The sequence below is a fragment of the Pseudomonas sp. 18058 genome (assembly GCF_902706155.1).
Taxonomy (GTDB): Bacteria; Pseudomonadota; Gammaproteobacteria; order Pseudomonadales; family Pseudomonadaceae; genus Aquipseudomonas; species Aquipseudomonas rustica.
The window spans coordinates 46,846-71,143 of sequence record NZ_CACSJY010000017.1; the positions used below are offsets into that span (position 1 = coordinate 46,846).

At 58.5% G+C, this 24,298-nt stretch carries 21 protein-coding genes; all 21 read left to right on the top strand.

The genetic code is table 11. The features are described from left to right. Window positions 1-176 precede the first annotated feature (176 nt). The 21 genes from pyrH to ispD all read left to right on the top strand — a co-directional run bounded on the left by pyrH (window position 177) and on the right by ispD (window position 24,287). Window positions 177-920, top strand: coding sequence for a UMP kinase (gene pyrH / locus GVL50_RS11730; protein WP_003222124.1), 744 nt, complete (start codon window positions 177-179; stop codon window positions 918-920). Beyond that, complete coding sequence (gene frr / locus GVL50_RS11735; protein ID WP_053117621.1) at window positions 917-1,474, top strand: ribosome recycling factor; 558 nt, start codon at window positions 917-919, stop codon at window positions 1,472-1,474. Before pyrH ends, frr begins: the two co-directional genes overlap by 4 nt. 14 nt (window positions 1,475-1,488) lie before the next feature. Further along, on the top strand, window positions 1,489-2,244 hold the full coding sequence (gene uppS / locus GVL50_RS11740; RefSeq protein WP_053117623.1) for a polyprenyl diphosphate synthase: 756 nt from the start codon (window positions 1,489-1,491) through the stop codon (window positions 2,242-2,244). Further along, window positions 2,244-3,050: a phosphatidate cytidylyltransferase gene (locus GVL50_RS11745; protein ID WP_053117625.1), complete on the top strand. Its 807-nt coding sequence runs from the start codon at window positions 2,244-2,246 to the stop codon at window positions 3,048-3,050. Before uppS ends, GVL50_RS11745 begins: the two co-directional genes overlap by 1 nt. Next, window positions 3,047-4,237: a 1-deoxy-D-xylulose-5-phosphate reductoisomerase gene (gene ispC / locus GVL50_RS11750; RefSeq protein ID WP_159813087.1), complete on the top strand. Its 1,191-nt coding sequence runs from the start codon at window positions 3,047-3,049 to the stop codon at window positions 4,235-4,237. Before GVL50_RS11745 ends, ispC begins: the two co-directional genes overlap by 4 nt. Before the next feature lie 54 nt (window positions 4,238-4,291). Continuing rightward, a complete protein-coding gene (rseP, locus tag GVL50_RS11755) occupies window positions 4,292-5,644 on the top strand; it encodes a sigma E protease regulator RseP (RefSeq protein WP_159813089.1) in 1,353 nt (450 codons plus the stop codon). Window positions 5,645-5,718: 74 nt separating this feature from the next. Further along, entirely contained in the window at window positions 5,719-8,109 is a 2,391-nt protein-coding gene (gene bamA, locus GVL50_RS11760) for an outer membrane protein assembly factor BamA (RefSeq protein ID WP_159813091.1), read from the top strand. A 45-nt stretch (window positions 8,110-8,154) separates the two neighbouring features. Continuing rightward, window positions 8,155-8,658 carry an OmpH family outer membrane protein gene (locus GVL50_RS11765; protein WP_042557882.1) on the top strand — a complete coding sequence of 168 codons (504 nt, stop codon included), beginning with the start codon at window positions 8,155-8,157 and terminating at the stop codon, window positions 8,656-8,658. Between the two features lie 3 nt (window positions 8,659-8,661). Beyond that, on the top strand, window positions 8,662-9,717 hold the full coding sequence (gene lpxD / locus GVL50_RS11770; protein WP_159813093.1) for a UDP-3-O-(3-hydroxymyristoyl)glucosamine N-acyltransferase: 1,056 nt from the start codon (window positions 8,662-8,664) through the stop codon (window positions 9,715-9,717). A gap of 106 nt (window positions 9,718-9,823) precedes the next feature. Then, window positions 9,824-10,264, top strand: coding sequence for a 3-hydroxyacyl-ACP dehydratase FabZ (gene fabZ / locus GVL50_RS11775; protein WP_053117635.1), 441 nt, complete (start codon window positions 9,824-9,826; stop codon window positions 10,262-10,264). Continuing rightward, window positions 10,261-11,037: an acyl-ACP--UDP-N-acetylglucosamine O-acyltransferase gene (gene lpxA, locus GVL50_RS11780; RefSeq protein ID WP_159813095.1), complete on the top strand. Its 777-nt coding sequence runs from the start codon at window positions 10,261-10,263 to the stop codon at window positions 11,035-11,037. The genes fabZ and lpxA overlap by 4 nt, the downstream gene beginning before the upstream one ends. 2 nt (window positions 11,038-11,039) lie before the next feature. Continuing rightward, a complete protein-coding gene (lpxB, locus tag GVL50_RS11785) occupies window positions 11,040-12,170 on the top strand; it encodes a lipid-A-disaccharide synthase (RefSeq protein ID WP_159813097.1) in 1,131 nt (376 codons plus the stop codon). Between the two features lie 11 nt (window positions 12,171-12,181). Beyond that, window positions 12,182-12,808: a ribonuclease HII gene (rnhB, locus tag GVL50_RS11790; protein ID WP_159813170.1), complete on the top strand. Its 627-nt coding sequence runs from the start codon at window positions 12,182-12,184 to the stop codon at window positions 12,806-12,808. Window positions 12,809-12,884: 76 nt separating this feature from the next. Continuing rightward, the gene (gene dnaE, locus GVL50_RS11795) at window positions 12,885-16,406 is read left to right on the top strand and encodes a DNA polymerase III subunit alpha (RefSeq protein WP_159813099.1); all 3,522 of its coding nucleotides are present in this window, start codon (window positions 12,885-12,887) and stop codon (window positions 16,404-16,406) included. A 139-nt stretch (window positions 16,407-16,545) separates the two neighbouring features. Beyond that, complete coding sequence (locus tag GVL50_RS11800) at window positions 16,546-17,493, top strand: acetyl-CoA carboxylase carboxyltransferase subunit alpha (protein ID WP_053117644.1); 948 nt, start codon at window positions 16,546-16,548, stop codon at window positions 17,491-17,493. A gap of 108 nt (window positions 17,494-17,601) precedes the next feature. Next, window positions 17,602-18,930, top strand: coding sequence for a tRNA lysidine(34) synthetase TilS (gene tilS / locus GVL50_RS11805; RefSeq protein ID WP_159813101.1), 1,329 nt, complete (start codon window positions 17,602-17,604; stop codon window positions 18,928-18,930). A 274-nt stretch (window positions 18,931-19,204) separates the two neighbouring features. Continuing rightward, window positions 19,205-20,836 carry a CTP synthase gene (locus GVL50_RS11810; protein ID WP_159813103.1) on the top strand — a complete coding sequence of 544 codons (1,632 nt, stop codon included), beginning with the start codon at window positions 19,205-19,207 and terminating at the stop codon, window positions 20,834-20,836. A 5-nt stretch (window positions 20,837-20,841) separates the two neighbouring features. Then, the gene (gene kdsA / locus GVL50_RS11815; protein WP_159813105.1) at window positions 20,842-21,687 is read left to right on the top strand and encodes a 3-deoxy-8-phosphooctulonate synthase; all 846 of its coding nucleotides are present in this window, start codon (window positions 20,842-20,844) and stop codon (window positions 21,685-21,687) included. 156 nt (window positions 21,688-21,843) lie between these two features. Next, a complete protein-coding gene (gene eno, locus GVL50_RS11820; protein ID WP_007908839.1) occupies window positions 21,844-23,133 on the top strand; it encodes a phosphopyruvate hydratase in 1,290 nt (429 codons plus the stop codon). 171 nt (window positions 23,134-23,304) lie between these two features. Beyond that, window positions 23,305-23,583 (top strand): cell division protein FtsB, encoded by a 279-nt coding sequence (ftsB, locus tag GVL50_RS11825; RefSeq protein WP_003222158.1) that lies wholly within the window; start codon window positions 23,305-23,307, stop codon window positions 23,581-23,583. Beyond that, window positions 23,580-24,287, top strand: a complete 708-nt coding sequence (gene ispD, locus GVL50_RS11830) for a 2-C-methyl-D-erythritol 4-phosphate cytidylyltransferase (protein WP_053117650.1) — start codon at window positions 23,580-23,582, stop codon at window positions 24,285-24,287. The genes ftsB and ispD overlap by 4 nt, the downstream gene beginning before the upstream one ends. Window positions 24,288-24,298 lie beyond the last annotated feature (11 nt).

A 24,298-nucleotide genomic window follows, 5' to 3' on the forward strand; every position in this document is an offset into this window, starting at 1 on the left:
CCGCTTACGCGCGCAGCCTCTTTTCAGATGGGGTAGCCAATTTTTTATTGGTTTCCACTTGGAACTGACTTACAAAGCCATGTTCCGATGGCGCTGAAGCAGCGCCAAGCTAGAGTGAACGCCAGCTGTAAACAGCTCGCACAGAATTTTTTAATACGCCGCAGGAGAGATTCGCAATGGCTCAGCAGGGCAGTGGTTATCAGGCTCGCTATAAACGCATTCTACTCAAGCTTAGCGGCGAGGCCCTGATGGGCTCGGAAGAGTTCGGGATCGATCCGAAAGTACTCGATCGCATGGCGCTGGAAGTCGGCCAACTGGTCGGCATCGGTGTCCAGGTCGGTCTGGTGATCGGTGGCGGTAACCTGTTTCGTGGCGAAGCCCTGAGCAAAGCCGGTATGGATCGGGTCACAGGCGACCACATGGGCATGCTGGCCACTGTGATGAACGCCCTGGCCATGCGCGATGCGCTGGAACGTGCCAATATCTCGGCCATCGTGATGTCGGCGATTTCCATGGTTGGCGTAACCGATCACTACGATCGCCGCAAAGCCATGCGTCACCTGAACTCCAAGGACGTCGTGATTTTCGCAGCCGGTACCGGCAACCCGTTCTTCACCACGGATTCGGCAGCCTGCCTGCGTGCCATCGAAATCGATGCCGACGTCGTGCTGAAAGCGACCAAGGTCGATGGTGTTTACACCGCAGACCCGTTCAAAGACCCGCATGCCGAGAAGTTCGATCATCTGACTTATGATGAAGTACTGGATCGCAAGCTGGGTGTAATGGATCTGACCGCTATCTGCCTGTGCCGCGATCACAAGATGCCGCTGCGCGTATTCAACATGAACAAACCTGGTGCCCTGCTGAACATCGTCCATGGCGGCGCTGAAGGCACCCTGATCGAGGAAGGTCAACAATGATCAACGAAATCAAAAAAGACGCTCAAGAGCGCATGCAAAAATCCCTGGACTCTCTGGCTCACGCCTTTGGCCAGATCCGTACCGGTAAGGCTCACCCAAGCATTCTGGGCAGCGTGATGGTGCCGTACTACGGCGCTGACACCTCCATCACCCAGGTTGCCAACATCACTGTTAAAGACTCGCGCACCCTGCAAGTCGTGGCCTTCGAGCGCAACATGCTCGCCGCCGTCGACAAGGCAATCCAGAGCGCTGGCCTGAACCTCAACCCGACCAACCTCGGCGAGTTGTTGCTGATCTCCATGCCTGCCCTGACTGAAGAAACCCGTAAGGGCTTCACCAAGCAGGCGCGCAGCGCTGCTGAAGACGCTCGTGTTGCCGTGCGCAACATCCGTCGTGACGCGTTGGGCGAGCTGAAGAAGCTGGTCAAGGATAAAGAAATCAGCGAAGACGAAGAGCGTCGTGCAATCGCCGATATCGATAAGCTGACCAAGGATTCCGAAGCCATGATCACCAAGGCCACGGAAGAGAAAGAAAAAGACCTGATGGCCGTATAAGGGTCGAGCTTTTAATGGACAAGACCAAGCAGACTGCGCCGTCCGCGGTGCCGCGCCATGTCGCGATCATCATGGATGGTAACAATCGCTGGGCTAAAAAACGCTTTATGCCGGGTGTCGCCGGGCATAAAGCGGGCGTGGATGCTGTGCGAGCCGTCATCGAGGTGTGCGCTGAGGCCAAGGTCGAAGTGTTGACCTTGTTCGCCTTCTCCAGTGAAAACTGGCAGCGCCCGGCCGATGAAGTCAGCGCCTTGATGGATCTGTTCTTCAAGGCATTGCGTCGTGAGGCCAAGCGCCTCAACGACAACAACATCTGCCTGCGCATCATTGGCGATCGCACGCGCTTCCACCCTGAACTTCAGGCGGCGATGCGCGAAGCCGAAGCAATGACTGCCGGTGCCAACCGTTTTGTTCTGCAGATCGCCGCCAACTACGGCGGTCAGTGGGATATCGCGCAGGCTGCACAGCGCCTGGCACGCGAAGTTCAGGCCGGGCATCTGCGTCCGGAAGACATCACTCCGGATCTGTTGCAAACCTGTCTGGTCACCGGCGATCTGCCGTTGCCGGATTTGTGCATCCGCACCGGTGGTGAGCACCGCATCAGCAACTTCCTGCTGTGGCAACTGGCGTACGCCGAGTTGTACTTCTCCGACCTGTTCTGGCCGGACTTCAAACACGATGCCATGCGCACTGCGCTGGCCGATTTCGCTTCACGTCAACGTCGCTTCGGTAAAACGAGCGAACAGGTCGAAGCTGGAGCCCGGGTTTAATGCTTAAACAACGAATCATCACTGCACTGATCCTGCTGCCGATTGCCTTGTGCGGGTTTTTCCTGCTCGAAGGTTCCGGGTTTGCCTTGTTCATCGGTCTGGTCGTGACTTTGGGCGCCTGGGAATGGGCGCGTCTGGCAGGTTTCACCGGGCAAGCGTTCCGTGTGGGTTTTGCCGCCGTGGTCGCGTTCATGCTCTTCATCATGTACATCTTGCCCGGCCTTGCGCCATGGGTGCTCGGTGCTTCGGTGTTGTGGTGGGCAGTGGCGACTTATCTGGTGCTTACTTACCCGGCCTCCAGTGCTCATTGGTCCAGTGCGGCAACCAAACTGGTGATCGGTCTGCTGATTCTGTTGCCGGCCTGGCAAGGTCTGGTGCAGATCAAACAGTACCCGTTGGGTAACTGGCTGATCATGGCGGTGATGGTGTTGGTGTGGGGCGCTGATATCGGCGCCTACTTCTCCGGCCGTGCTTTCGGCAAGCGCAAACTGGCCCCGCAGGTCAGCCCGGGCAAAAGCTGGGAAGGCGTTTACGGTGGTCTGGCATTGAGCCTGGTGATCACCGCCATCGTTGGTCTGGTGCGCGACTGGACAGTGGCCGAACTGCTCAAGGGCTTGATCGGCGCTGCGCTGATCGTCTTTATCTCGGTGGTCGGCGACCTCACCGAAAGCATGTTCAAGCGTCAATCCGGCATCAAGGACAGCAGCAATCTGCTGCCCGGGCATGGCGGTGTGCTTGACCGCATCGACAGCCTGACCGCAGCGATTCCGGTGTTTGCCGTGCTGTTGTGGATGGCCGCACCGTGAGCCGAGCCCAACAGATTACCGTCCTGGGGGCGACCGGTTCGATTGGCCTGAGCACCCTGGATGTCATCGCGCGTCACCCTGAGCGTTATCAAGTATTCGCCCTGAGCGGTTTCACTCGTCTGAGCGAACTGCTGGCCTTGTGTGTGCGTCACGTGCCGCAATTTGCCGTGGTGCCTGAAGTCGCCGCTGCCCGTGGCTTGCAGGATGATCTGCGTGCCGCGGGTTTGCCAACGCGGGTGCTGGTGGGGGAGGAGGGCTTGTGTCAGGTCGCCTCCGCGCCGGAAGTCGATGCGGTGATGGCGGCGATTGTGGGTGCTGCGGGTTTGCGTCCTACATTGGCCGCCGTCGAGGCTGGCAAAAAGATTCTCCTGGCTAATAAAGAAGCGCTGGTGATGTCCGGTGCTTTGTTCATGCAGGCCGTGCGCAAAAGCGGTTCGGTGCTGTTGCCGATCGACAGCGAACACAACGCGATTTTCCAGTGCATGCCGCAGGATTTTGCTCGTGGTTTGAGCTCGGTCGGCGTGCGAAGGATTTTACTGACAGCCTCTGGTGGCCCGTTCCGACAGACACCGATGGCTGAACTGGTGCATGTTTCACCTGACCAAGCGTGTGCGCATCCGAACTGGTCCATGGGGCGCAAGATTTCCGTGGATTCGGCCAGCATGATGAACAAAGGCCTTGAGCTGATCGAAGCCTGCTGGTTGTTCGATGCCAAGCCGTCGCAGGTCGAGGTGGTGATCCATCCGCAAAGCGTGATTCACTCGCTGGTCGATTACGTCGACGGCTCGGTGCTGGCGCAGTTGGGTAACCCTGACATGCGCACGCCGATTGCCAATGCGTTGGCTTGGCCAGAACGTATTGATTCCGGTGTGGCACCGCTGGATCTGTTTGCCATCGCGCGCCTGGATTTCGAAGCGCCTGATGAAGAACGTTTCCCGTGCCTGCGTCTGGCCCGCCAAGCGGCCGAGGCGGGTGACAGCGCACCGGCGATGCTCAACGCGGCCAATGAAGTGGCTGTGGCAGCGTTTCTCGATGGGCGGGTTCGTTACCTGGAAATCGCGAGTATCATCGAGGAAGTCTTGAATCTCGAGTCCGTGGTTGCGCTGGATGATCTCGATGCGGTGTTTACCGCCGACGCCAAGGCACGAGTTTTGGCCGAACAATGGTTGAAACGTCACGACCGATAAGTTTTGCAACACAATGGCTTTACGCAGCACTGAACAGGATTGCGGAGAAAGTAGATGAGCGCGCTCTATATGATTGCCGGCACCCTGATCGCTTTGGGTGTACTGGTCACCTTTCATGAATTCGGCCATTTCTGGGTCGCGCGTCGCTGTGGCGTCAAGGTTCTGCGTTTTTCCGTAGGCTTTGGTATGCCGTTGCTGCGCTGGCACGACAAGAAAGGCACCGAGTTCGTGATCGCCGCGATTCCGCTGGGTGGTTACGTCAAGATGCTCGACGAGCGTGAAGGCGAAGTGCCGCTGGATCAGCTCGATCAGTCGTTCAATCGCAAATCTGTACGCCAGCGTATTGCCATCGTGGCTGCCGGCCCGATCGCCAACTTCCTGCTGGCTCTGGTGTTTTTCTGGGTGCTGGCGATGCTTGGCAGTCAGCAAATACGCCCGGTCATCGGTGGTGTCGAGTCCGGCAGTATCGCGGCCAAGGCTGGTTTGACGGCGGGTCAGGAAATTGTCGCAATTGATGGCGAGCCGACTTCCGGTTGGGCGGCGGTCAATTTGCAGTTGGTACGTCGACTGGGTGAGAGCGGTTCGCTGCAGTTGTTGGTGCGTGAGCAGGGCTCTACGGCTGATTCGCCGCGTGAGCTGGCGCTGGATCATTGGCTGAAAGGGGCTGATGAGCCGGATCCGATTCGCTCGTTGGGTATCCGTCCATGGCGTCCGGCATTGCCACCGGTGCTCGCAGAACTTGATCCAAAAGGCCCGGCGCAAGCTGCTGGCCTGAAAACCAGCGACCGTCTGGTCTCGCTCGACGGCGTGGCGCTGAGCGACTGGCAGCAAGTAGTCGATACCGTTCGTACGCGTCCTGATACCAAAATTATGCTGCGTGTCGAGCGTGATGGTGCTCAAATCGACGTCCCGGTGACGCTGGCGGCGCGTGGCGAAAGCAAGGCGCCGAGCGGTTATCTGGGCGCTGGCGTCAAAGCGATCGACTGGCCACCGGAAATGATCCGCGAGGTCAGTTACGGGCCTTTGGCCGCGATTGGCGAGGGCGCTCGTCGCACTTGGACCATGAGCGTTCTGACCCTCGATTCGCTAAAGAAAATGCTGTTCGGCGAGCTCTCGGTAAAAAACTTGAGTGGACCGATAACCATTGCTAAAGTGGCGGGCGCTTCTGCCCAGTCGGGCGTCGCTGATTTCCTGAATTTCCTTGCTTATCTGAGTATTAGCCTGGGGGTTCTGAATTTGCTGCCCATTCCTGTACTGGATGGGGGGCATTTGTTGTTTTATCTGATCGAGTGGGCGCGTGGTCGTCCCTTGTCGGATCGGGTGCAAGGTTGGGGGATACAGATCGGTATCAGTTTGGTGGTCGGAGTGATGTTGTTAGCTCTGGTCAACGATCTGGGTCGACTGTAACGCTTCGCTGAATTGCGAATCTGCCGCATTTTGCGGCAGTTTGTTTATTGCCAGTTGGAATAAGAAAGGACTTCATGAAACGTCTGCTGCTAACTGCGGTTCTCACCGTATTGATGATCGCCGAAGTTCACGCCGAGTCCTTCACTATCTCTGATATTCGCGTCAATGGCCTCCAGCGGGTCTCCGCGGGTAGTGTCTTTGGTGCCTTGCCGTTGAACGTCGGCGAGCAGGCGGATGATCGTCGCCTGGTGGAATCCACTCGTGCGTTGTTCAAAACCGGTTTCTTTCAAGATATCCAGCTGGGCCGCGAAGGCAACGTACTGGTAATCACGGTCGTTGAACGTCCGTCGGTCGCCAGTATCGAGATCGAAGGCAACAAGGCGATCTCCACCGAAGACTTGATGAAAGGCCTAAAGCAATCCGGTCTGTCCGAAGGCGAGATCTTCCAGCGTGCCACCCTCGAAGGTGTGCGTAACGAACTGCAGCGTCAGTACGTTGCTCAGGGTCGCTACTCCGCCACCGTTGATACCGAAGTGGTCTCGCAGCCACGTAACCGTGTTGGTCTGAAAGTGAAGATCAACGAAGGCACCGTTGCGGCCATTCAGCACATCAACGTCGTTGGCAACACGGTTTTCCCTGAGGATGACCTGACCGACCTTTTCGAACTGAAAACCACCAACTGGCTGTCGTTCTTCAAGAACGATGACAAGTACGCCCGTGAAAAGCTTTCCGGTGACCTGGAGCGTCTGCGCTCCTACTACCTGGACCGCGGCTATATCAACATGGATATCGCTTCGACCCAGGTGTCCATCACCCCGGACAAGAAACACGTCTACATCACCGTTAACGTCACCGAAGGCGAGAAGTACACCGTTCGTGACGTCAAACTCAGCGGTGACCTGAAAGTCCCTGAAGATCAGGTCAAATCGCTGTTGCTGGTGCAGAAAGGCCAGGTGTTCTCGCGCAAGCTGATGACCACCACCTCCGAACTGATCACCCGTCGTCTGGGTAACGAGGGTTACACCTTCGCCAACGTCAACGGTGTTCCGCAGCCACACGATGACGACCACACTGTCGACATCCTGTTTGCTGTCGATCCGGGCAAGCGTGCTTACGTTAACCGTATCAACTTCCGTGGCAACACCAAGTCGGAAGACGAAGTGCTGCGTCGTGAAATGCGTCAGATGGAAGGCGGCTGGGCTTCGACCTACCTGATCGACCAGTCCAAGACCCGTCTTGAGCGTCTGGGCTTCTTTAAAGAAGTCAACGTTGAAACCCCGGCTGTGCCAGGTGTCGACGACCAGGTTGACGTGAACTACAGCGTTGAAGAGCAGGCTTCCGGTTCGATCACCGCCAGCGTCGGTTTCGCGCAGAGCGCCGGTCTGATCCTCGGTGGTTCGATCACCCAGAACAACTTCCTCGGTACCGGTAACCGCGTCAGCGTCGGCCTGACCCGAAGCGAATACCAGAGCCGCTACAACTTCGGCTACGTTGACCCGTACTGGACCGCCGATGGCGTGAGCCTGGGTTACAACGCGTTCTATCGCACCACTGACTACGATGACCTCGATGTCGACGTTGCAAGCTATGCGGTAGACAGCCTGGGTGCTGGCGTAAACGTCGGCTACCCGATCAGCGAGACTTCGCGTCTGACCTTCGGTCTCTCCGTTCAACAGGATGAGATCAAGACCGGTCAGTACACCGTTGACGAGATTTTCGACTTCGTTAACCAGGAAGGCGACAAGTACCTGAACTTCAAGGCTTCGGCCGGTTGGTCCGAATCGACCTTGAACAAAGGCGTCTTGCCAACCCGTGGTCGTTCGCAGAGCCTGACGCTGGAATCGACGATTCCTGGTAGTGACCTGTCGTTTTTCAAGCTTGATTACCGTGGTCAGTTGTTCCAGCCGATCACTGAAAACTACACCCTGCGTCTGCACACCGAATTGGGTTATGGCGACGGTTACGGTTCGACTGACGGCTTGCCGTTCTATGAAAACTACTATGCTGGTGGTTTCAACTCGGTTCGTGGCTTCAAGGACAGCACTCTGGGGCCTCGCAGTACGCCGAGCCGTGGTGCTGATGAAACAGGCAACGCTGGCACACTCCGTGACCCGGATCAGGATCCGCTGCCGTTCGGTGGTAACGTGTTGATCCAGGGTGGTGTTGAAGTTCTGTTCCCGCTGCCGTTTGTTAAAGATCAGCGCTCCCTGCGTACCTCGGTATTCTGGGACGTCGGTAACGTATTCGACTCCAAGTGCGACAAGACTTCCAACGCTGCAGCTGGTTCTTCTTCCAGCACGCAGTGCAACGATATTAGCCTGAGCAACATGGCGAGTTCCGTTGGTGTAGGCGTGACCTGGGTCACCGCACTGGGTCCTCTGAGCTTCGCGTTGGCCATGCCGATCAAGAAACCGGATGACGCTGAAACTCAAGTGTTCCAATTCTCCCTCGGCCAGACGTTCTAAGCGTCTGACCCAAGATAACGACAATGGATTTTGTAGGAGTGCATCGTGCGTAAGTTGACTCAATTGGTTCTCCTGGCCTCCGTACTGGTGGCAGGCCCGGCTTTCGCCGACATGAAAATCGCTGTTCTGAACTATCAGATGGCTTTGCTGGAATCGGACGCGGCCAAGAAGTACGCCGTTGATGCCGAGAAGAAGTTCGGTCCGCAACTGACCAAACTGAAGACTCTGGAAAGCAGCGCCAAAGGCATTCAGGATCGTCTGATGGCCGGTGGTGACAAAATGCAGCAGGGCGAGCGCGAGCGTCTGGAGCTTGAATTCAAGCAAAAGGCCCGTGACTTCCAGTTCCAGTCCAAAGAACTGAACGAAGCCAAAGCTGTTGCTGACCGCGAAATGCTCAAGCAACTGAAGCCGAAGCTGGATGGCGCAGTGGAAGAAGTCATCAAGAAAGGTGGTTTTGACCTGGTGTTCGAGCGTGGCGCAGTGATCGATGTCAAACCTCAGTACGACATCACGCGCCAGGTTATCGAGCGCATGAATCAGCTGAAGTAACCCATGACCGTGACCATCAAGCTCGGCCAGTTGGCCGAGTTCCTCGGCGCCACCCTGCGTGGCGACCCGGAGAAGCAAATTACTGGGCTAGCCACTTTGCAAGAGGCTGGCCCAGCTCAGTTGAGCTTTCTGGCAAACCCTCAATACCGCAAATTCCTGGCAGGCTCGCAGGCAGCAGCGCTGTTGCTCAAAGAAGCTGACGCCGAAGGTTTTGCCGGAAATGCGCTGGTGGTGCCGGATCCTTATCTGGCCTACGCACGTATCTCGCACTTGTTCGATCCCAAACCAAAAGCTGCGGCGGGTATCCACCCGTCGGCAGTGATTGCGGACGACGCGGTGGTTGATCCAACCGCCAGCATCGGCCCGTTTGTAGTGATCGAAGCCGGTGCGCGTATCGCTGCTCAAGTGACCTTGGGCGCCCACTGCTTTGTCGGTGCGCGCAGTGAAATTGGTGAAGGCGGCTGGCTCGCGCCCCGCGTGACCCTGTATCACGACGTGCGCATCGGCAAACGTGTGGTGATTCAGTCCGGTGCTGTGCTCGGTGGTGAGGGCTTCGGCTTTGCCAACGAGAAGGGCATCTGGCAGAAAATCGCCCAGATCGGTGGCGTGACCATCGGCGACGACGTAGAGATTGGCGTGAATACCGCTATCGACCGCGGCGCACTGGCCGATACCGTGATCGGCAATGGCGTGAAACTCGATAACCAGATTCAGATCGCGCACAACGTTCAGGTCGGTGATCACACCGCCATGGCCGCGTGTGTCGGGATCTCCGGCAGCACCAAGATCGGCAAGCATTGCATGCTCGCCGGCGGTGTCGGTCTGGTTGGGCACATTGATATTTGCGACAACGTTTTCCTCACCGGGATGACCATGGTGACCCACTCGATTACCGAGCCAGGCGCCTACTCATCCGGTACAGCCATGCAACCGGCGGCCGAATGGCGCAAAAGCGCGGCCCGTATTCGTCAGCTCGATGACATCGCGCGACGTTTGAAACAGCTGGAAAAGCGCGTAGGGGAAGTGACCCCTGACGGCAATGCTTCATCAGATGGCTGATACCATTTCCATATCAAGTGTGCACAGCCTCTAGACTGCCTCCTTGATTTGCTAGAGGAGTGCGCGTCAGTCGCGCTCCCAATCTTTACATAGGCTTCCCCCCGAAATGATGGACATCAACGAGATTCGCGAATACCTGCCTCACCGTTACCCGTTCCTGCTGGTGGACCGAGTGGTGGAACTGGACACTGAAGGCAAGCGCATTCGCGCCTACAAGAATGTCAGCATCAATGAACCGTTCTTCAATGGTCACTTCCCTGCGCATCCAATCATGCCGGGCGTACTGATCATCGAAGCAATGGCTCAGGCTGCCGGGATCCTCGGTTTCAAAATGCTTGATGTGAAGCCTGCCGACGGCACGCTTTACTACTTCGTCGGTTCCGACAAGCTGCGCTTCCGCCAGCCTGTGTTGCCAGGCGACCAGTTGATCCTTGAAGCCAAGTTCCTCAGCTGCAAGCGTCAGATCTGGAAATTCGAATGCCAGGCTTCGGTCGATGGCAAGCCGGTCTGCTCGGCTGAAATCATCTGCGCGGAACGCAAGCTATGAGTTTGATTGACCCTCGCGCAATCATCGATCCGTCGGCCGTTCTGGCTGACGGTGTCGAGGTCGGCCCGTGGTCGATCGTCGGCGCCGGTGTGGAAATCGGCGAGGGTACCGTGATCGGGCCCCATGTAATTCTTAAAGGCCCGACCCGCATCGGTAAGCACAATCGCATCTATCAGTTTTCCTCGGTAGGCGAGGACACGCCCGATCTGAAATACAAAGGTGAAGAAACCCGTCTGGTGATTGGTGACCATAACGTCATCCGCGAAGGCGTGACCATTCACCGTGGCACCGTTCAGGATCGTTCGGAAACGACGCTGGGCGACCACAACCTGATCATGGCCTATGCCCACATCGGTCACGACAGCGTCATCGGCAACAACTGCATTCTGGTCAACAACACCGCGTTGGCCGGCCATGTACACGTTGATGACTGGGCGATCCTCTCCGGTTTCACCCTCGTACATCAGTATTGCCACATCGGCGCCCACAGCTTTTCCGGCATGGGCACGGCGATCGGCAAGGACGTTCCGGCGTTCGTGACGGTATTCGGCAACCCGGCGGAAGCACGCAGCATGAACTTCGAAGGCATGCGCCGTCGTGGGTTCAGCGAAGACGCGATCCACACCCTGCGTCGCGCCTACAAAACCGTGTACCGCCAAGGCCTGACGGTCGAGCAGGCACTGGCTGAGCTGGCAGAACCGGCGGCGCAATTCCCGGAAGTTGCGATTTTCCGCGACTCGATCCAGTCGTCGACTCGCGGCATCACTCGCTGATCATGGCCAATCTGCGTATTGCGCTGGTGGCGGGTGAGGCTTCCGGCGACATTCTCGGCGCCGGTCTGATGCGCGCCCTCAAGGCACAGCATCCGGCGGTCGAGTTCATCGGTGTGGGTGGCCCGTTGATGCAGGCCGAAGGCCTGACTTCCTACTTTCCCATGGAACGCTTGTCGGTCATGGGCCTGGTAGAAGTGCTCGGGCGTCTGCGTGAGTTGCTCAAGCGCCGCAAGGAGCTGATCGCCACGCTGATCGCCGAGAAACCCGATGTGTTCATCGGCATCGATGCCCCGGATTTCAACCTCAATATCGAACTCAAGCTGCGTCAGGCCGGGATCAAAACCGTGCATTACGTCAGCCCGTCGGTGTGGGCGTGGCGGCAGAAGCGCGTGTTGAAGATTCGCGAAGGCTGCGATTTGATGCTCACGTTGTTGCCGTTCGAAGCGAAATTCTACGAAGAGAAGGGCGTACCGGTGCGGTTCGTCGGCCACACGCTGGCCGATGCCATTCCGTTGGAGGCTAATCGTGCCGCCGCGCGTGCCGAGTTGGGCCTGCCTGACGCCCCGCTGGTGGCGTTGATGCCCGGCAGCCGTGGTGGCGAAGTGTCGCGACTCGGCGCGCTGTTCCTCGATACCGCCGAGCGCCTGCGCAGCATGCGCCCGGGTGTGCGTTTCGTCATTCCTTGCGCCAATGCCGAGCGCCGCGCGCAGCTTGAAGAGCTGCTCGCCGGCCGCGATCTGCCGGTGACCCTGCTCGACGGCAAATCCCATCTGGCTCTGGCCGCGTGCAACGCCGTGTTGATCGCCTCCGGTACCGCGACCCTTGAAGCGCTGTTGTACAAGCGGCCGATGGTGGTCGCCTATCGCTTGGCACCGCTGACGTTCTGGATTCTCAAGCGCATGGTCAAGAGCCCTTACGTGTCCTTGCCGAACCTGCTCGCCCAGCGTCTGCTGGTGCCAGAATTGTTGCAGGATGATGCGACGGTCGAAGCGCTGGCCCAGACCCTGTCGCCGCTGATCGAGGGCGGTGAAGAACAGACGCGCGGTTTCGACGAGATCCACCGCACCCTGCGCCGGGATGCCTCCAATCAGGCGGCGGACGCCGTCCTTAACCTGATCGGTCAAAAACAATGAGCAAGACAAGCATGCAGATGGGCCTGGATTTCACCCTGGTCGCCGAAGTCGAAGAACTGGTGGCCGGTGTCGATGAAGTCGGTCGCGGCCCGTTGTGCGGTGCAGTGGTGACGGCGGCGGTGATTCTCGACCCAAACCGGCCGATCCTCGGTCTCAACGACTCGAAGAAACTCACCGAAGCCAAGCGTGAAAAGCTCTACGACGAGATCATCGAGAAATCCCTGAGCTGGTGCATAGCCCGCGCAGAAGTCGAAGAAATCGACGAACTGAACATCCTTCACGCGACCATGCTCGCCATGCAGCGCGCGGTCGCCGGCCTGCATATTCAGCCGAAACTGGCGATGATCGACGGCAACCGCTGCCCACACTTGCCGATGCGCGCGGAAGCGGTGGTGCAGGGCGACGGTAAGGTGCCAGCCATCGCTGCCGCGTCGATTCTGGCCAAGGTCAGTCGTGACCGTGAAATGGCTGCGTTTGAATTGATCTACCCGGGTTACGGCATCGGCGGCCATAAAGGCTACCCGACGCCCGTTCATCTGGAAGCCTTGGTACGTCTGGGCCCGACACCGATTCACCGGCGCTCGTTCGCCCCGGTGCGTCTGGCTTACGAAGCGCTGGAAGGCCTGACGCAGGTTTAGTCGCAAGGCTGATGTTTTGTTCGAGGCCCGGTACAATCCGGGCCTTGTTGTCTCTATGTAACTGGACAGGATCACTATGCCGGCTTCATTCGTTCATCTACGCCTGCACACTGAATACTCGCTGGTCGACGGGCTGGTGCGGATCAAGCCGCTGGTCAAGGCGCTGACCGCCATGAACATGCCGGCGGTCGCGGTCACCGACCAGAACAACATGTGCTCCCTGGTCAAATTCTATAAAAACACCATGGGCGCCGGCATCAAGCCGATCTGCGGCGCCGACCTGTGGCTGTCGAACAAAGATCCGGACGCTCCGCTGAGCCGTCTCAGCCTGTTGGTGATGAACGCCAAGGGCTATCGCAACCTCACCGAGTTGATCTCGCGCGGCTTCATTGAAGGCCAGCGCAACGGCATGATCATCATCGAGCGTGAGTGGGTCGCTGAAGCCAACGAAGGCCTGATCATGTTGTCCGCCGCCAAAGAAGGCGAGATCGGCATGGCCCTGATCAGTGGCAACCCGGCTGAAGCCGAGGCCCTGACGCGCGAGTGGATGACGGTGTTCCCGGATCGCTTCTATCTGGAAATCCAGCGCACCAACCGTCCCAACGATGAAGAACAACTGCACGGCGCCGTGGCGCTGGCCGACAAACTCGGCGCGCCGCTGGTGGCGAGCAACGATGTGCGCTTCATCAAACAGGAAGACTTCGCCGCCCACGAAACCCGCGTCTGCATCGGTGAGGGCCGCGCCCTCGACGATCCGCGTCGTTCGAAGAATTACAGCGATCAGCAATACCTGAAAAGCGCCGAGGAGATGATCGAGCTGTTCAGCGATATTCCCGACGCGATTGAAAACACCGTCGAGATCGCCAAGCGCTGCAACATCGACGTGAAACTGGGCACGCACTTCCTGCCCAACTTCCCGATCCCCGATGGCATGACCATCGACGAATATTTCCGCAAAGTCTCCTTCGACGGTCTCGAAGAGCGATTGGCGGTGCTGCTGCCCAAGGACACCACCGAAGACTACGAAGCCAAGCGTCAGGTCTATGTCGATCGCTTGAATTTCGAGCTGGATATCATCATCCAGATGGGCTTCCCCGGTTACTTCCTGATCGTTATGGACTTTATCCAGTGGGCCAAAAGCAACGGCGTGCCGGTAGGCCCTGGCCGTGGTTCGGGTGCCGGTTCGCTGGTGGCCTACGTGCAGAAGATCACCGACCTCGACCCGCTGGAATACGACCTGCTGTTCGAACGTTTCCTTAACCCGGAACGGGTATCGATGCCCGACTTCGACGTCGACTTCTGCATGGACGGTCGTGACCGCGTGATCGACTATGTGGCCGAGAAATACGGGCGCAACGCGGTAAGCCAGATCATCACTTTCGGTTCCATGGCCGCCAAGGCTGTGGTGCGCGACGTGGCGCGGGTGCAGGGCAAGTCCTACGGTTTGGCGGATCGTCTGTCGAAGATGATTCCTTTTGAAGTCGGCATGACCCTGGAAAAAGCCTACGAGCAGGAAGAAATCCTCCGTGACTTCATCAAGGTCGATGAAGAGGCCGCCGAAATCTGGGAGATGGCGCGCAAGCTCGAAGGCGTGGTGCGTAACGTCGGTAAACACGCCGGTGGTGTGGTTATCGCGCCGACCAAGCTGACTGACTTCTCGCCGATCTATTGCGACGAGGCCGGTGACGGTCTGGTAACCCAGTTCGACAAGGACGACGTTGAAGCCGCCGGTCTGGTGAAGTTCGACTTCCTCGGTCTGCGGACGCTGACGGTCATCGACTGGGCGCTGAAGACCATCAACCGCGACCGCGCCAAGGTCGACGAGCCGCCGCTGGACATCGCGTTCATCCCGCTCGACGATAAACCGACTTACACGCTGTTGCAAAAAGCTGAAACCACCGCGGTGTTCCAGCTTGAGTCGCGAGGCATGAAAGAGCTGATCAAAAAGCTCAAGCCCGACTGCCTGGAAGACTTGATCGCACTGGTGGCCCTGTTCCGTCCGGGCCCGCTGCAGTCCGGCATGGTTGATGACTTTATCAACCGTAAGCACGGTCGCGCCGAGCTGGCGTATCCGCACTCCGACTATCAATACGAAGGCCTCAAGCCGGTATTGGCGCCGACGTACGGCATCATCCTGTATCAAGAACAGGTGATGCAGATTGCCCAGGTCATGGCCGGTTACACCCTCGGCGGTGCGGACATGCTCCGTCGGGCGATGGGTAAGAAAAAGCCCGAAGAAATGGCCAAGCAGCGCGGCGGTTTTATTGAAGGTTGCAAGACCAACAATATCGAAGCCGACCTTGCCGGTAACATTTTCGACCTGGTGGAAAAATTCGCCGGTTACGGCTTCAACAAGTCTCACTCCGCTGCATACGGTCTGGTTTCGTACCAGACGGCCTGGCTGAAGACCCACTACCCGGCGCCGTTCATGGCCGCGGTACTGTCGGCGGACATGCACAACACCGACAAGGTCGTGACCTTGATCGAAGAAATTCGCACCATGAAGCTGCGTCTCGACGCGCCGGATGTGAATACTTCGGAATTCAAGTTCACGGTGAACGACGAAGGCCGCATCATTTATGGCCTCGGCGCGATCAAGGGTGTGGGCGAGGGGCCGGTCGAGGCGATCACTGAGGCGCGCGCGGACGGGCCGTTCAAGGATCTGTTCGATTTCTGCGCCCGCGTCGACCTCAAACGCATCAACAAGCGCACCCTCGACGGTTTGATCCGCAGCGGGGCGCTGGATCGTCTCGGCCCGTTCTTCCATGAAGAGCAAAAGGCTTATCAGGCCAACATCGACCGCAACCGCGCGGTGCTGCTGGCGGCAATGGAAGAAGCGATCAAATCCGCCGAGCAGACGGCGCGCACCCACGACAGCGGTCACGCCGACCTGTTTGGCGGCTTGTTCGTCGAGGAAGACGCCGACGTTTACGCGGTGCATCGCAAGGCCAAAGAACTGACCCTCAAAGAACGCCTCAAGGGTGAAAAAGACACCCTGGGCCTGTACCTGACCGGTCACCCGATCGACGAATACGAAGGCGAGATCCGCCGTTTTGCCCGTCAGCGCATCATCGACCTGAAACCGGCCCGCGATACGCAGACCGTGGCCGGAATGATCATTGCCCTGCGGGTGATGAAGAACAAAAAGGGCGACAAGATGGGCTTTATCACCCTCGACGACCGCTCCGGGCGGATCGAGGCGTCGCTGTTCGCCGATGCGTTCCACTCCGCGCAGTCGCTGTTGCAGACCGACGCGATGGTGGTGGTTGAAGGCGAGGTCAGCAACGATGACTTCTCCGGTGGCCTGCGCCTGCGGGTCAAGCGTGTGATGAGCATGGAAGATGCGCGCACCAACCTTGCCGAGAGCCTGCGCCTGAAGCTGCAAACCCAGGATCTGAAAGGCGATCAGCTACGCTGGTTGGGTGATTTGCTCAAGCGCCATCGCGGCGCGTGCCCGGTGACCATGGAGTACACCAGCCCCGATGCGAAGACCTTGCTGCAGTTTGGCGAGACGTGGCGGATCGACCCGGCGGATGCCTTGATTCAGGCTCTGCGTGACCAGTTCGGGCGAGACAACGTCTTCCTCCAATACCGTTGACCGGCGAGTGCCATGATTGCACTTGCCCGAAACCTGAATTTTTAATCTCGACCTCAGCGCGCCTCTCCCTTAAGGTAGGGCGCGAATAGACAACCGGCCGGCCCAAGCTTATTTGGGACTCGACCCAAGACGGACGCCTATGAACCCGAATTTTCTAGATTTCGAACAGCCGATCGCCGACCTGCAAGCCAAGATCGAAGAGTTGCGCTTGGTCGGTAATGACAATTCGCTGAATATCGGCGATGAGATCTCCCGCCTGCAGGACAAGAGCAAAACGCTGACCGAAGACATTTTCGGCAAGCTGACCAGCTGGCAGATCGCACGCCTGGCGCGTCACCCGAAACGCCCGTACACCCTCGATTACATCGAGCACATCTTCACCGAGTTCGACGAGCTGCACGGCGACCGTCACTTCTCTGACGACGCTGCGATCGTTGGCGGTATCGCCCGTCTGGAAGACCAGCCGGTGATGATCATCGGTCACCAGAAAGGCCGCGAAGTGCGCGAGAAGGTTCGCCGCAACTTCGGCATGCCGCGTCCGGAAGGCTACCGCAAGGCGTGCCGACTGATGGAAATGGCCGAGCGTTTCAAAATGCCGATCCTGACCTTCATCGACACCCCGGGTGCCTACCCTGGGATCGACGCTGAAGAGCGCAACCAGAGCGAAGCGATCGCCTGGAACCTGCGTGTGATGTCGCGCCTGAAAACCCCGATTATCGCCACCGTTATCGGTGAAGGTGGTTCCGGCGGTGCACTGGCGATTGGCGTTTGCGATCAGTTGAACATGCTGCAGTACTCGACCTACGCGGTGATCTCGCCGGAAGGTTGTGCATCGATTCTGTGGAAAACCGCCGAAAAAGCGCCGGATGCTGCTGAAGCGATGGGCATCACCGCTGAGCGTCTGAAAGGCCTGGGCATTGTCGACAAGGTGATTGGCGAGCCTCTGGGCGGCGCCCACCGTGATCCGGCGACTGCCGCTGCTTCGATCCGTGCCGAGCTGAGTTCGCAACTGGCGATGCTGAAGAAGTTCGATAACGAAGCGCTGTTGAAGCGCCGTTATGATCGACTGATGAGCTACGGCCTCTAAGTCGAACGCAATACCCCTGTAGGAGCTGCCGAAGGCTGCGATCTTTCAAGATCAAAAGATCGCAGCCTTCGGCAGCTCCTACAGGATCCTTGAGAAGCGACCCTCTCTATGAATTCTTCGAAGAGTGATTTGCCTTCCCGGCTTCTGCTGAACCTTGAGCCCTGGCGCAATGCCGCTCATTGGCGTATCGCCTTCTCTGGTGGTCTCGACTCCACCGTCCTGCTGCATCTGCTGGCCTCTCTGGCAAAATCCGATTCCCTCCCGCCGCTAAGCGCTGTCCATATCCATCACGGCCTTCAGGCTGCGGCTGATGCGTGGCCGCAACATTGCCAAGCCGTTTGCGATGCGCTGGGTGTTTCGTTGCTGATCGAGCGGGTTACGGTGCAACCGGGCGCGAGTCTGGAGCGAGCAGCACGGGATGCGCGTTACGCGGTGTTCAGTTCGCTGACGCAGACCAATGATCTGTTGCTGACCGGGCAGCATCGCGATGATCAGGCGGAGACGCTGTTATTTCGCCTGTTGCGCGGCGCCGGTGCGCGCGGATTGTCCGCGATGCCGGCGCAGCGGCCGGTGGGGCAGGGCACGCTGGTTCGGCCGCTGCTGGACATCTCCCGCGCCGAACTGGGAACGTACGCACAGGCTCATCAATTAACCTGGATCGAAGACCCGTCCAATCAGGATCGGCAATTCTCGCGCAACTATCTGCGCCATCAGGTCATGCCGCTGCTGACCGGGCGCTGGCCGCAAGCGCAGGCGAGCATGGCCCGCAGCGCGGCGCATCTGCGTGAGGCGCAGGGGCTGCTCGATGAACTGGCGCAGATCGATCTGGCGCAGGCGAACACCCCGCACGATTTCGAATGGCTGGGTTTGCCGTCGCTGGAACTGGCGCCACTCGCCGCACTGTCCGCCGCCCGTCAACGCAACGCGATCAGTCATTGGCTCGAAGCCTTCACCCAACTGCCGGATAGCGACCATTGGTCGGGTTGGACGGATCTCTGCGAAGCGGCTTCCGATGCTTCCCCTATCTGGCGTCTGGCCAATGGCGAACTGCATCGCAGCGCCGGACGTGTGTGGTGGCTCAGCGGCCACTGGTTGCGCACGCCGATGATCGGCGCCGACTGGCAAGTGCCGTCTTCACCGCTACGCTTGGCCGATAATGGTCGTGTCATGTTCGACGGGCAAAATCCTTGCGGCCCGTTGCGTATCGCCTATCGTCAGGGCGGCGAAGTGATGCATTTGGCGGATCGCGGTCATCGCGATCTCAAACGCCTGCTCAATGAGCGCGCGGTGCCGGGTTTTGTGCGTGGCAGATTGCCGCTGCTGTTTCGCGGTGACGAATTGCTCGCGGTGGCGAACCTGCCGGGGCTTGATGGCAATGGGCAGGACGGCTGGAAATTGCATTGGCAGCCAACAGGCGAAGATCTGGGTTTGAGCTGAAAGGAGCATTCCGGTAGACTACGCTCCCTTCTTGATACAACTTCTGTGGATTCGCCTGAATTGCAGGAGTTGCCGATTACCAAGCAGTCTTTGCTGGGCGATTCCAAAAAATGTGTAGCGAGCAACGTACCGGTGTTTCATCTGCCGGTCTGTCCCAACGCGGCGGTTTTTTTGAAAGGTGCACTGTGATTAATGCAGGTGATCGGGGGCTTCGGCCTTCCTTCGCTTCCCCCGGCGGCTCGGACCGCTTTAACGCAGACTTCTAGGGTTTTTCATGACGCGCTACATATTCGTCACGGGCGGTGTTGTTTCTTCTTTGGGGAAAGGCATTGCATCGGCTTCATTGGCAGCCATCCTGGAGGCGCGGGGACTTAAGGTCACCATGCTGAAGCTGGATCCGTACATCAACGTTGACCCGGGCACCATGAGCCCGTTCCAGCACGGCGAAGTGTTCGTCACCCACGACGGCGCCGAGACCGACCTGGACCTGGGCCACTACGAGCGGTTCATCCGCACGACCATGACCCAGAACAACAACTTCACCACTGGCCGTGTTTACGAACACGTGCTGCGCAAAGAGCGCCGTGGTGATTACCTGGGTGCAACCATCCAGGTGATTCCGCACATCACCGACGAAATCAAGCGCCGCATCATCAAGGGTGCTGGCGACGCTGACGTGGCGATGGTTGAAATCGGTGGCACTGTCGGTGACATCGAGTCGCAACCGTTCCTCGAAGCGATCCGCCAACTGCGTTTCGAAGTCGGCGCCAAGCGCGCGATGCTGATGCACCTGACTTTGGTGCCGTACATCGCCACTGCCGGCGAGACCAAAACCAAGCCAACCCAGCACTCGGTGAAAGAACTGCGTTCGATCGGCCTGCAGCCAGACGTACTGGTGTGCCGTTCCGATCACCCGATCGACATCTCGTCGCGTCGCAAGATCGCTCAGTTCACCAACGTTGAAGAACGTGCGGTGATCGCGCTGGAAGACGCCGATACCATCTACAAGATCCCTGGCATCCTGCACTCGCAGGGTCTGGACGATTTCGTCGTTGAGCGTTTCGGTCTGCAGTGCGGCAGCGCTGATCTGTCCGAGTGGGAAGCGGTGGTTGACGCCAAGCTGAACCCGGAACACGAAGTGACCATCGCCATGGTCGGCAAGTACATGGAGCTGCTGGACGCCTACAAGTCGCTGATCGAAGCGATGAGTCATGCCGGCATCAGTAACCGCACCAAGGTCAATCTGCGTTACATCGATTCCGAAGACATCGAAAACCAGGGCACCGCGCTGCTCGAAGGTGTCGACGCGATCCTCGTACCGGGCGGCTTCGGTCTGCGCGGCGTGGAAGGCAAGATCACCGCCGTTCAGTACGCTCGTGAGAACAAGGTTCCGTACCTAGGCATCTGCCTCGGCATGCAAGTGGCGGTCATCGAGTTCGCCCGTAACGTGATGGGCTGGAAAGACGCCAACTCCACCGAGTTCGACCGCGCCAGCGGCCACCCGGTTGTGGGTCTGATCACCGAATGGGAAGACGCGACCGGCGCCGTTGAAGTGCGTACCGAAACGTCCGATCTGGGCGGCACCATGCGCCTCGGCGCTCAGGAATGCCTGCTCGAAGCCGGCTCCAAGGTGCACGACTGCTACGCCAAGGATGTGATTGTCGAGCGTCACCGTCACCGTTACGAAGTGAACAACAAGCTGCTGCCACAACTGATCGAAGCCGGCCTGAAAATCTCCGGTCGCTCGGCTGACGCAGCGCTGGTTGAAGTGGTAGAAGCGGCCGATCACCCATGGTTCGTTGCTTGCCAGTTCCACCCAGAGTTCACCTCGACACCACGCGATGGCCACCCGCTGTTCAGCGGTTTCGTCAAAGCAGCGTTGGCTCAACACCAGAAGAAGGCGTAACCCCGATGGCACAGAAGATCATCCGCGTCGGCGACATCGAGATTGCCAACGACAAACCCATGGTGCTGTTCGGCGGCATGAACGTGCTGGAAAGCCGTGACATGGCCATGCAGGTTTGCGAAGAGTACGTAAAGGTCACCGAAAAACTCGGTATCCCTTACGTGTTCAAGGCCAGTTTCGACAAGGCCAACCGGTCTTCTGTGCATTCGTATCGTGGCCCTGGCCTGGAAGAGGGCATGCGCATCTTCCAGGACATCAAACAAGCCTTCGGCGTACCGATCATCACCGACGTCCACGAGCCTGATCAGGCTGCGGTCGTCGCTGAGGTCTGCGACATCATTCAACTGCCGGCCTTCCTGTCGCGCCAGACCGATCTGGTCGTCGCGATGGCCAAGACCAAAGCAGTGATCAATATCAAGAAAGCCCAGTTCCTCGCGCCTCAGGAAATGAAACACATCCTGAGCAAGTGCGTGGAAGCGGGTAACGACCAACTGATCCTCTGCGAGCGTGGTTCGAGCTTCGGCTACAACAACCTCGTGGTCGACATGCTCGGCTTCGGCATCATGAAGCAGTTCGAGTACCCGGTTTTCTTCGACGTGACCCACGCGCTGCAAATGCCTGGCGGTCGTTCCGACTCCGCTGGCGGTCGCCGTGCGCAGGTGCTGGATCTGGCCAAGGCGGGCATGAGCCAGTCGCTGGCGGGTCTGTTCCTCGAAGCGCATCCGGATCCGGACAACGCCAAATGCGACGGCCCTTGCGCCTTGCGTCTGGACAAACTGGAGCCATTTCTGGCCCAGCTCAAAGCTTTGGACGAACTGGTGAAGAGTTTTCCGACGGTAGAAACCGCGTAACACTCAATTCTCCGGTAAAGTACCGCACGATTTGTCGCACATGCCCTCGGGCATGTGCGTTGTCGTCTGCAAGCTGCCCGCTGCACACCACTTGCCGACGGTAAAAAGATTTCCTCTAGCTGCGTCGTTTTCGTCAACTTTGGAGTGTTTACAACAATGGCAAAAATCGTCGACATCAAAGGTCGTGAAGTTCTCGACTCCCGTGGCAATCCCACCGTGGAAGCGGATGTGCTTCTCGACAACGGCATCATCGGCAGCGCTTGCGCGCCGTCCGGTGCATCCACTGGCTCGCGTGAAGCGCTCGAGCTGCGTGATGGCGACAAGAGCCGTTATCTGGGCAAAGGCGTACTGAAAGCAGTCGCCAACATCAACGGCCCGATCCGCGATCTGCTGCTGGGCACCGACCCAAGCGACCAGAAAGCGCTGGATCACGCGATGATCAAGCTCGACGGTACCGAAAACAAAGCGACCCTGGGCGCCAACGCCATCCTCGCCGTATCCCTGGCTGCGGCCAAGGCTGCTGCACAGGATCAGGATCTGCCGTTGTACGCACACATCGCCAACCTCAACGGCACTCCGGGTGTTTACTCGATGCCGGTGCCGATGATGAACATCATCAACGGTGGCGAGCACGCCGATAACAACGTCGACATCCAGGAATTCATGGTGCAGCCGGTTGGCGCCAAGTCTTTCTCGGAAGGTCTGCGCATGGGCACCGAGATTTTCCATCACTTGAAAGCTGTGCTGAAGGCCCGTGGCCTGAGCACTGCCGTTGGCGACGAAGGCGGTTTCGCACCGAACCTGGCTTCGAACGAAGACGCGCTGAAAGTGATCTCCGAAGCGGTGGCCAACGCCGGTTACAAGCTGGGCACTGACGTGACACTGGCGCTGGACTGCGCGGCGAGCGAATTCTATGAAGACGGCAAGTACAACCTGTCCGGCGAAGGCCAGGTGTTCACCGCTGAAGGTTTCGCTGATTACCTGAAAGGTCTGACCGAACGTTATCCGATCATCTCGATCGAAGACGGTCTGGACGAGTCCGACTGGGCTGGCTGGAAAATCCTCACCGACAAGATCGGCGAGAAGGTGCAACTGGTAGGCGACGACCTGTTCGTGACCAACACCAAGATCCTGAAAGAGGGCATCGATAAAAACATCGCCAACTCGATCCTGATCAAGTTCAACCAGATCGGCACTCTGACCGAAACGCTGGAAGCCATCCAGATGGCCAAGGCTGCCGGTTACACTGCAGTGATCTCGCACCGTTCGGGCGAAACCGAAGATTCGACCATCGCCGATCTGGCTGTGGGCACCTCGGCTGGCCAGATCAAAACCGGTTCGCTGTGCCGTTCCGACCGTGTTTCCAAGTACAACCAACTGCTGCGTATCGAAGAGCAGTTGAATGGCAAAGCCAAGTACAACGGTCGCTCCGAGTTTCGCGGTTAAGCCGTAGATGGTAAAAAGACACCGGATTGTGTCGGAAAAGTCGTGACAGCGATGGATTTGCCACTAATCTGATGCCTTATATGCACAAGCCTGGATCTTCCAGGCTTCGTGCTATCAGATGCTTCAAAGTTTTGGCATGGCTGTCTTTTTTCACTGGATACCTGATATTCGATGCGCAGTCCCTACTGGTTGTTTCTCGTTTTGCTCTTGCTGCTGGCCGGTCTGCAGTACCGCCTGTGGGTGGGCAATGGCAGTCTGGCGCAAGTTGCCGAGCTGAATCAGCAGATTGCTGATCAACACGCCGAGAACGAAGCCCTGCTGGAGCGCAATCGGGTGATGGACGCTGAAGTCAGCGAGCTGAAGAAAGGCATGGAGACCGTTGAAGAACGCGCTCGCCATGAGTTGGGCATGGTCAAGGACGGCGAAACCCTTTACCAGTTGGCCCAATGATCAATTCCCTGCCGGCCTTCTGGGCCGTGATTCCTGCCGCGGGCGTCGGTGCCCGAATGGCCGCGGATCGTCCCAAGCAATACCTGCAACTGGGCGGACGCACAATTCTCGAACACAGCCTCGGCTGTTTCCTCGATCACCCAAGCCTGCAAGGGTTGGTGGTCAGTCTTGCTGTTGATGATCCTTACTGGCCGAACCTGGCGTGCGCAAGCGACTCGCGAATTCAGCGGGTTGACGGCGGGGCCGAGCGATCGGCTTCGGTGCTCAATGCCTTGCTGCACTTGCATGCGCAGGGTGCCGATGATGACGATTGGGTGCTGGTGCACGATGCGGCGCGGCCGAATCTGAGTCGCGATGATCTCGACAAGTTACTTGCTGAACTGATGGATGACCCGGTCGGCGGTTTACTCGCCGTGCCGGCACGCGACACGTTGAAGCGGGTCGACAAGCACGGTCGTGTGCTTGAAACCGTCGATCGCAGCGTGATTTGGCAAGCGTATACGCCGCAGATGTTTCGCCTCGGTGCGTTGCATCGGGCGCTGGCGGACAGCCTGGTCGCGGATGCCGTGATCACTGACGAAGCGTCAGCGATGGAGTGGGCGGGGCTGAAGCCGCGACTGATCGAAGGGCGCGCGGATAACCTCAAGGTGACGCGGCCGGAAGATCTAGAGTGGTTGCGGCAGCGTTGGGCGAATCGCCGCTAAAAGATCAAAAG

Coding starts and splice junctions, on each gene's coding strand:
- GVL50_RS11745 (WP_053117625.1), top strand. CDS start 2,244: ATGCTTAAACAACGAATCATCACTGCACTGATCCTGCTGCCGATTGCC.
- ftsB (WP_003222158.1), top strand. CDS start 23,305: ATGCGCAGTCCCTACTGGTTGTTTCTCGTTTTGCTCTTGCTGCTGGCC.
- bamA (WP_159813091.1), top strand. CDS start 5,719: ATGAAACGTCTGCTGCTAACTGCGGTTCTCACCGTATTGATGATCGCC.
- rnhB (WP_159813170.1), top strand. CDS start 12,182: ATGCAGATGGGCCTGGATTTCACCCTGGTCGCCGAAGTCGAAGAACTG.
- eno (WP_007908839.1), top strand. CDS start 21,844: ATGGCAAAAATCGTCGACATCAAAGGTCGTGAAGTTCTCGACTCCCGT.
- lpxD (WP_159813093.1), top strand. CDS start 8,662: ATGACCGTGACCATCAAGCTCGGCCAGTTGGCCGAGTTCCTCGGCGCC.
- tilS (WP_159813101.1), top strand. CDS start 17,602: ATGAATTCTTCGAAGAGTGATTTGCCTTCCCGGCTTCTGCTGAACCTT.
- ispD (WP_053117650.1), top strand. CDS start 23,580: ATGATCAATTCCCTGCCGGCCTTCTGGGCCGTGATTCCTGCCGCGGGC.
- lpxA (WP_159813095.1), top strand. CDS start 10,261: ATGAGTTTGATTGACCCTCGCGCAATCATCGATCCGTCGGCCGTTCTG.
- fabZ (WP_053117635.1), top strand. CDS start 9,824: ATGATGGACATCAACGAGATTCGCGAATACCTGCCTCACCGTTACCCG.
- frr (WP_053117621.1), top strand. CDS start 917: ATGATCAACGAAATCAAAAAAGACGCTCAAGAGCGCATGCAAAAATCC.
- uppS (WP_053117623.1), top strand. CDS start 1,489: ATGGACAAGACCAAGCAGACTGCGCCGTCCGCGGTGCCGCGCCATGTC.
- pyrH (WP_003222124.1), top strand. CDS start 177: ATGGCTCAGCAGGGCAGTGGTTATCAGGCTCGCTATAAACGCATTCTA.
- GVL50_RS11810 (WP_159813103.1), top strand. CDS start 19,205: ATGACGCGCTACATATTCGTCACGGGCGGTGTTGTTTCTTCTTTGGGG.
- rseP (WP_159813089.1), top strand. CDS start 4,292: ATGAGCGCGCTCTATATGATTGCCGGCACCCTGATCGCTTTGGGTGTA.
- dnaE (WP_159813099.1), top strand. CDS start 12,885: ATGCCGGCTTCATTCGTTCATCTACGCCTGCACACTGAATACTCGCTG.
- kdsA (WP_159813105.1), top strand. CDS start 20,842: ATGGCACAGAAGATCATCCGCGTCGGCGACATCGAGATTGCCAACGAC.
- GVL50_RS11800 (WP_053117644.1), top strand. CDS start 16,546: ATGAACCCGAATTTTCTAGATTTCGAACAGCCGATCGCCGACCTGCAA.
- lpxB (WP_159813097.1), top strand. CDS start 11,040: ATGGCCAATCTGCGTATTGCGCTGGTGGCGGGTGAGGCTTCCGGCGAC.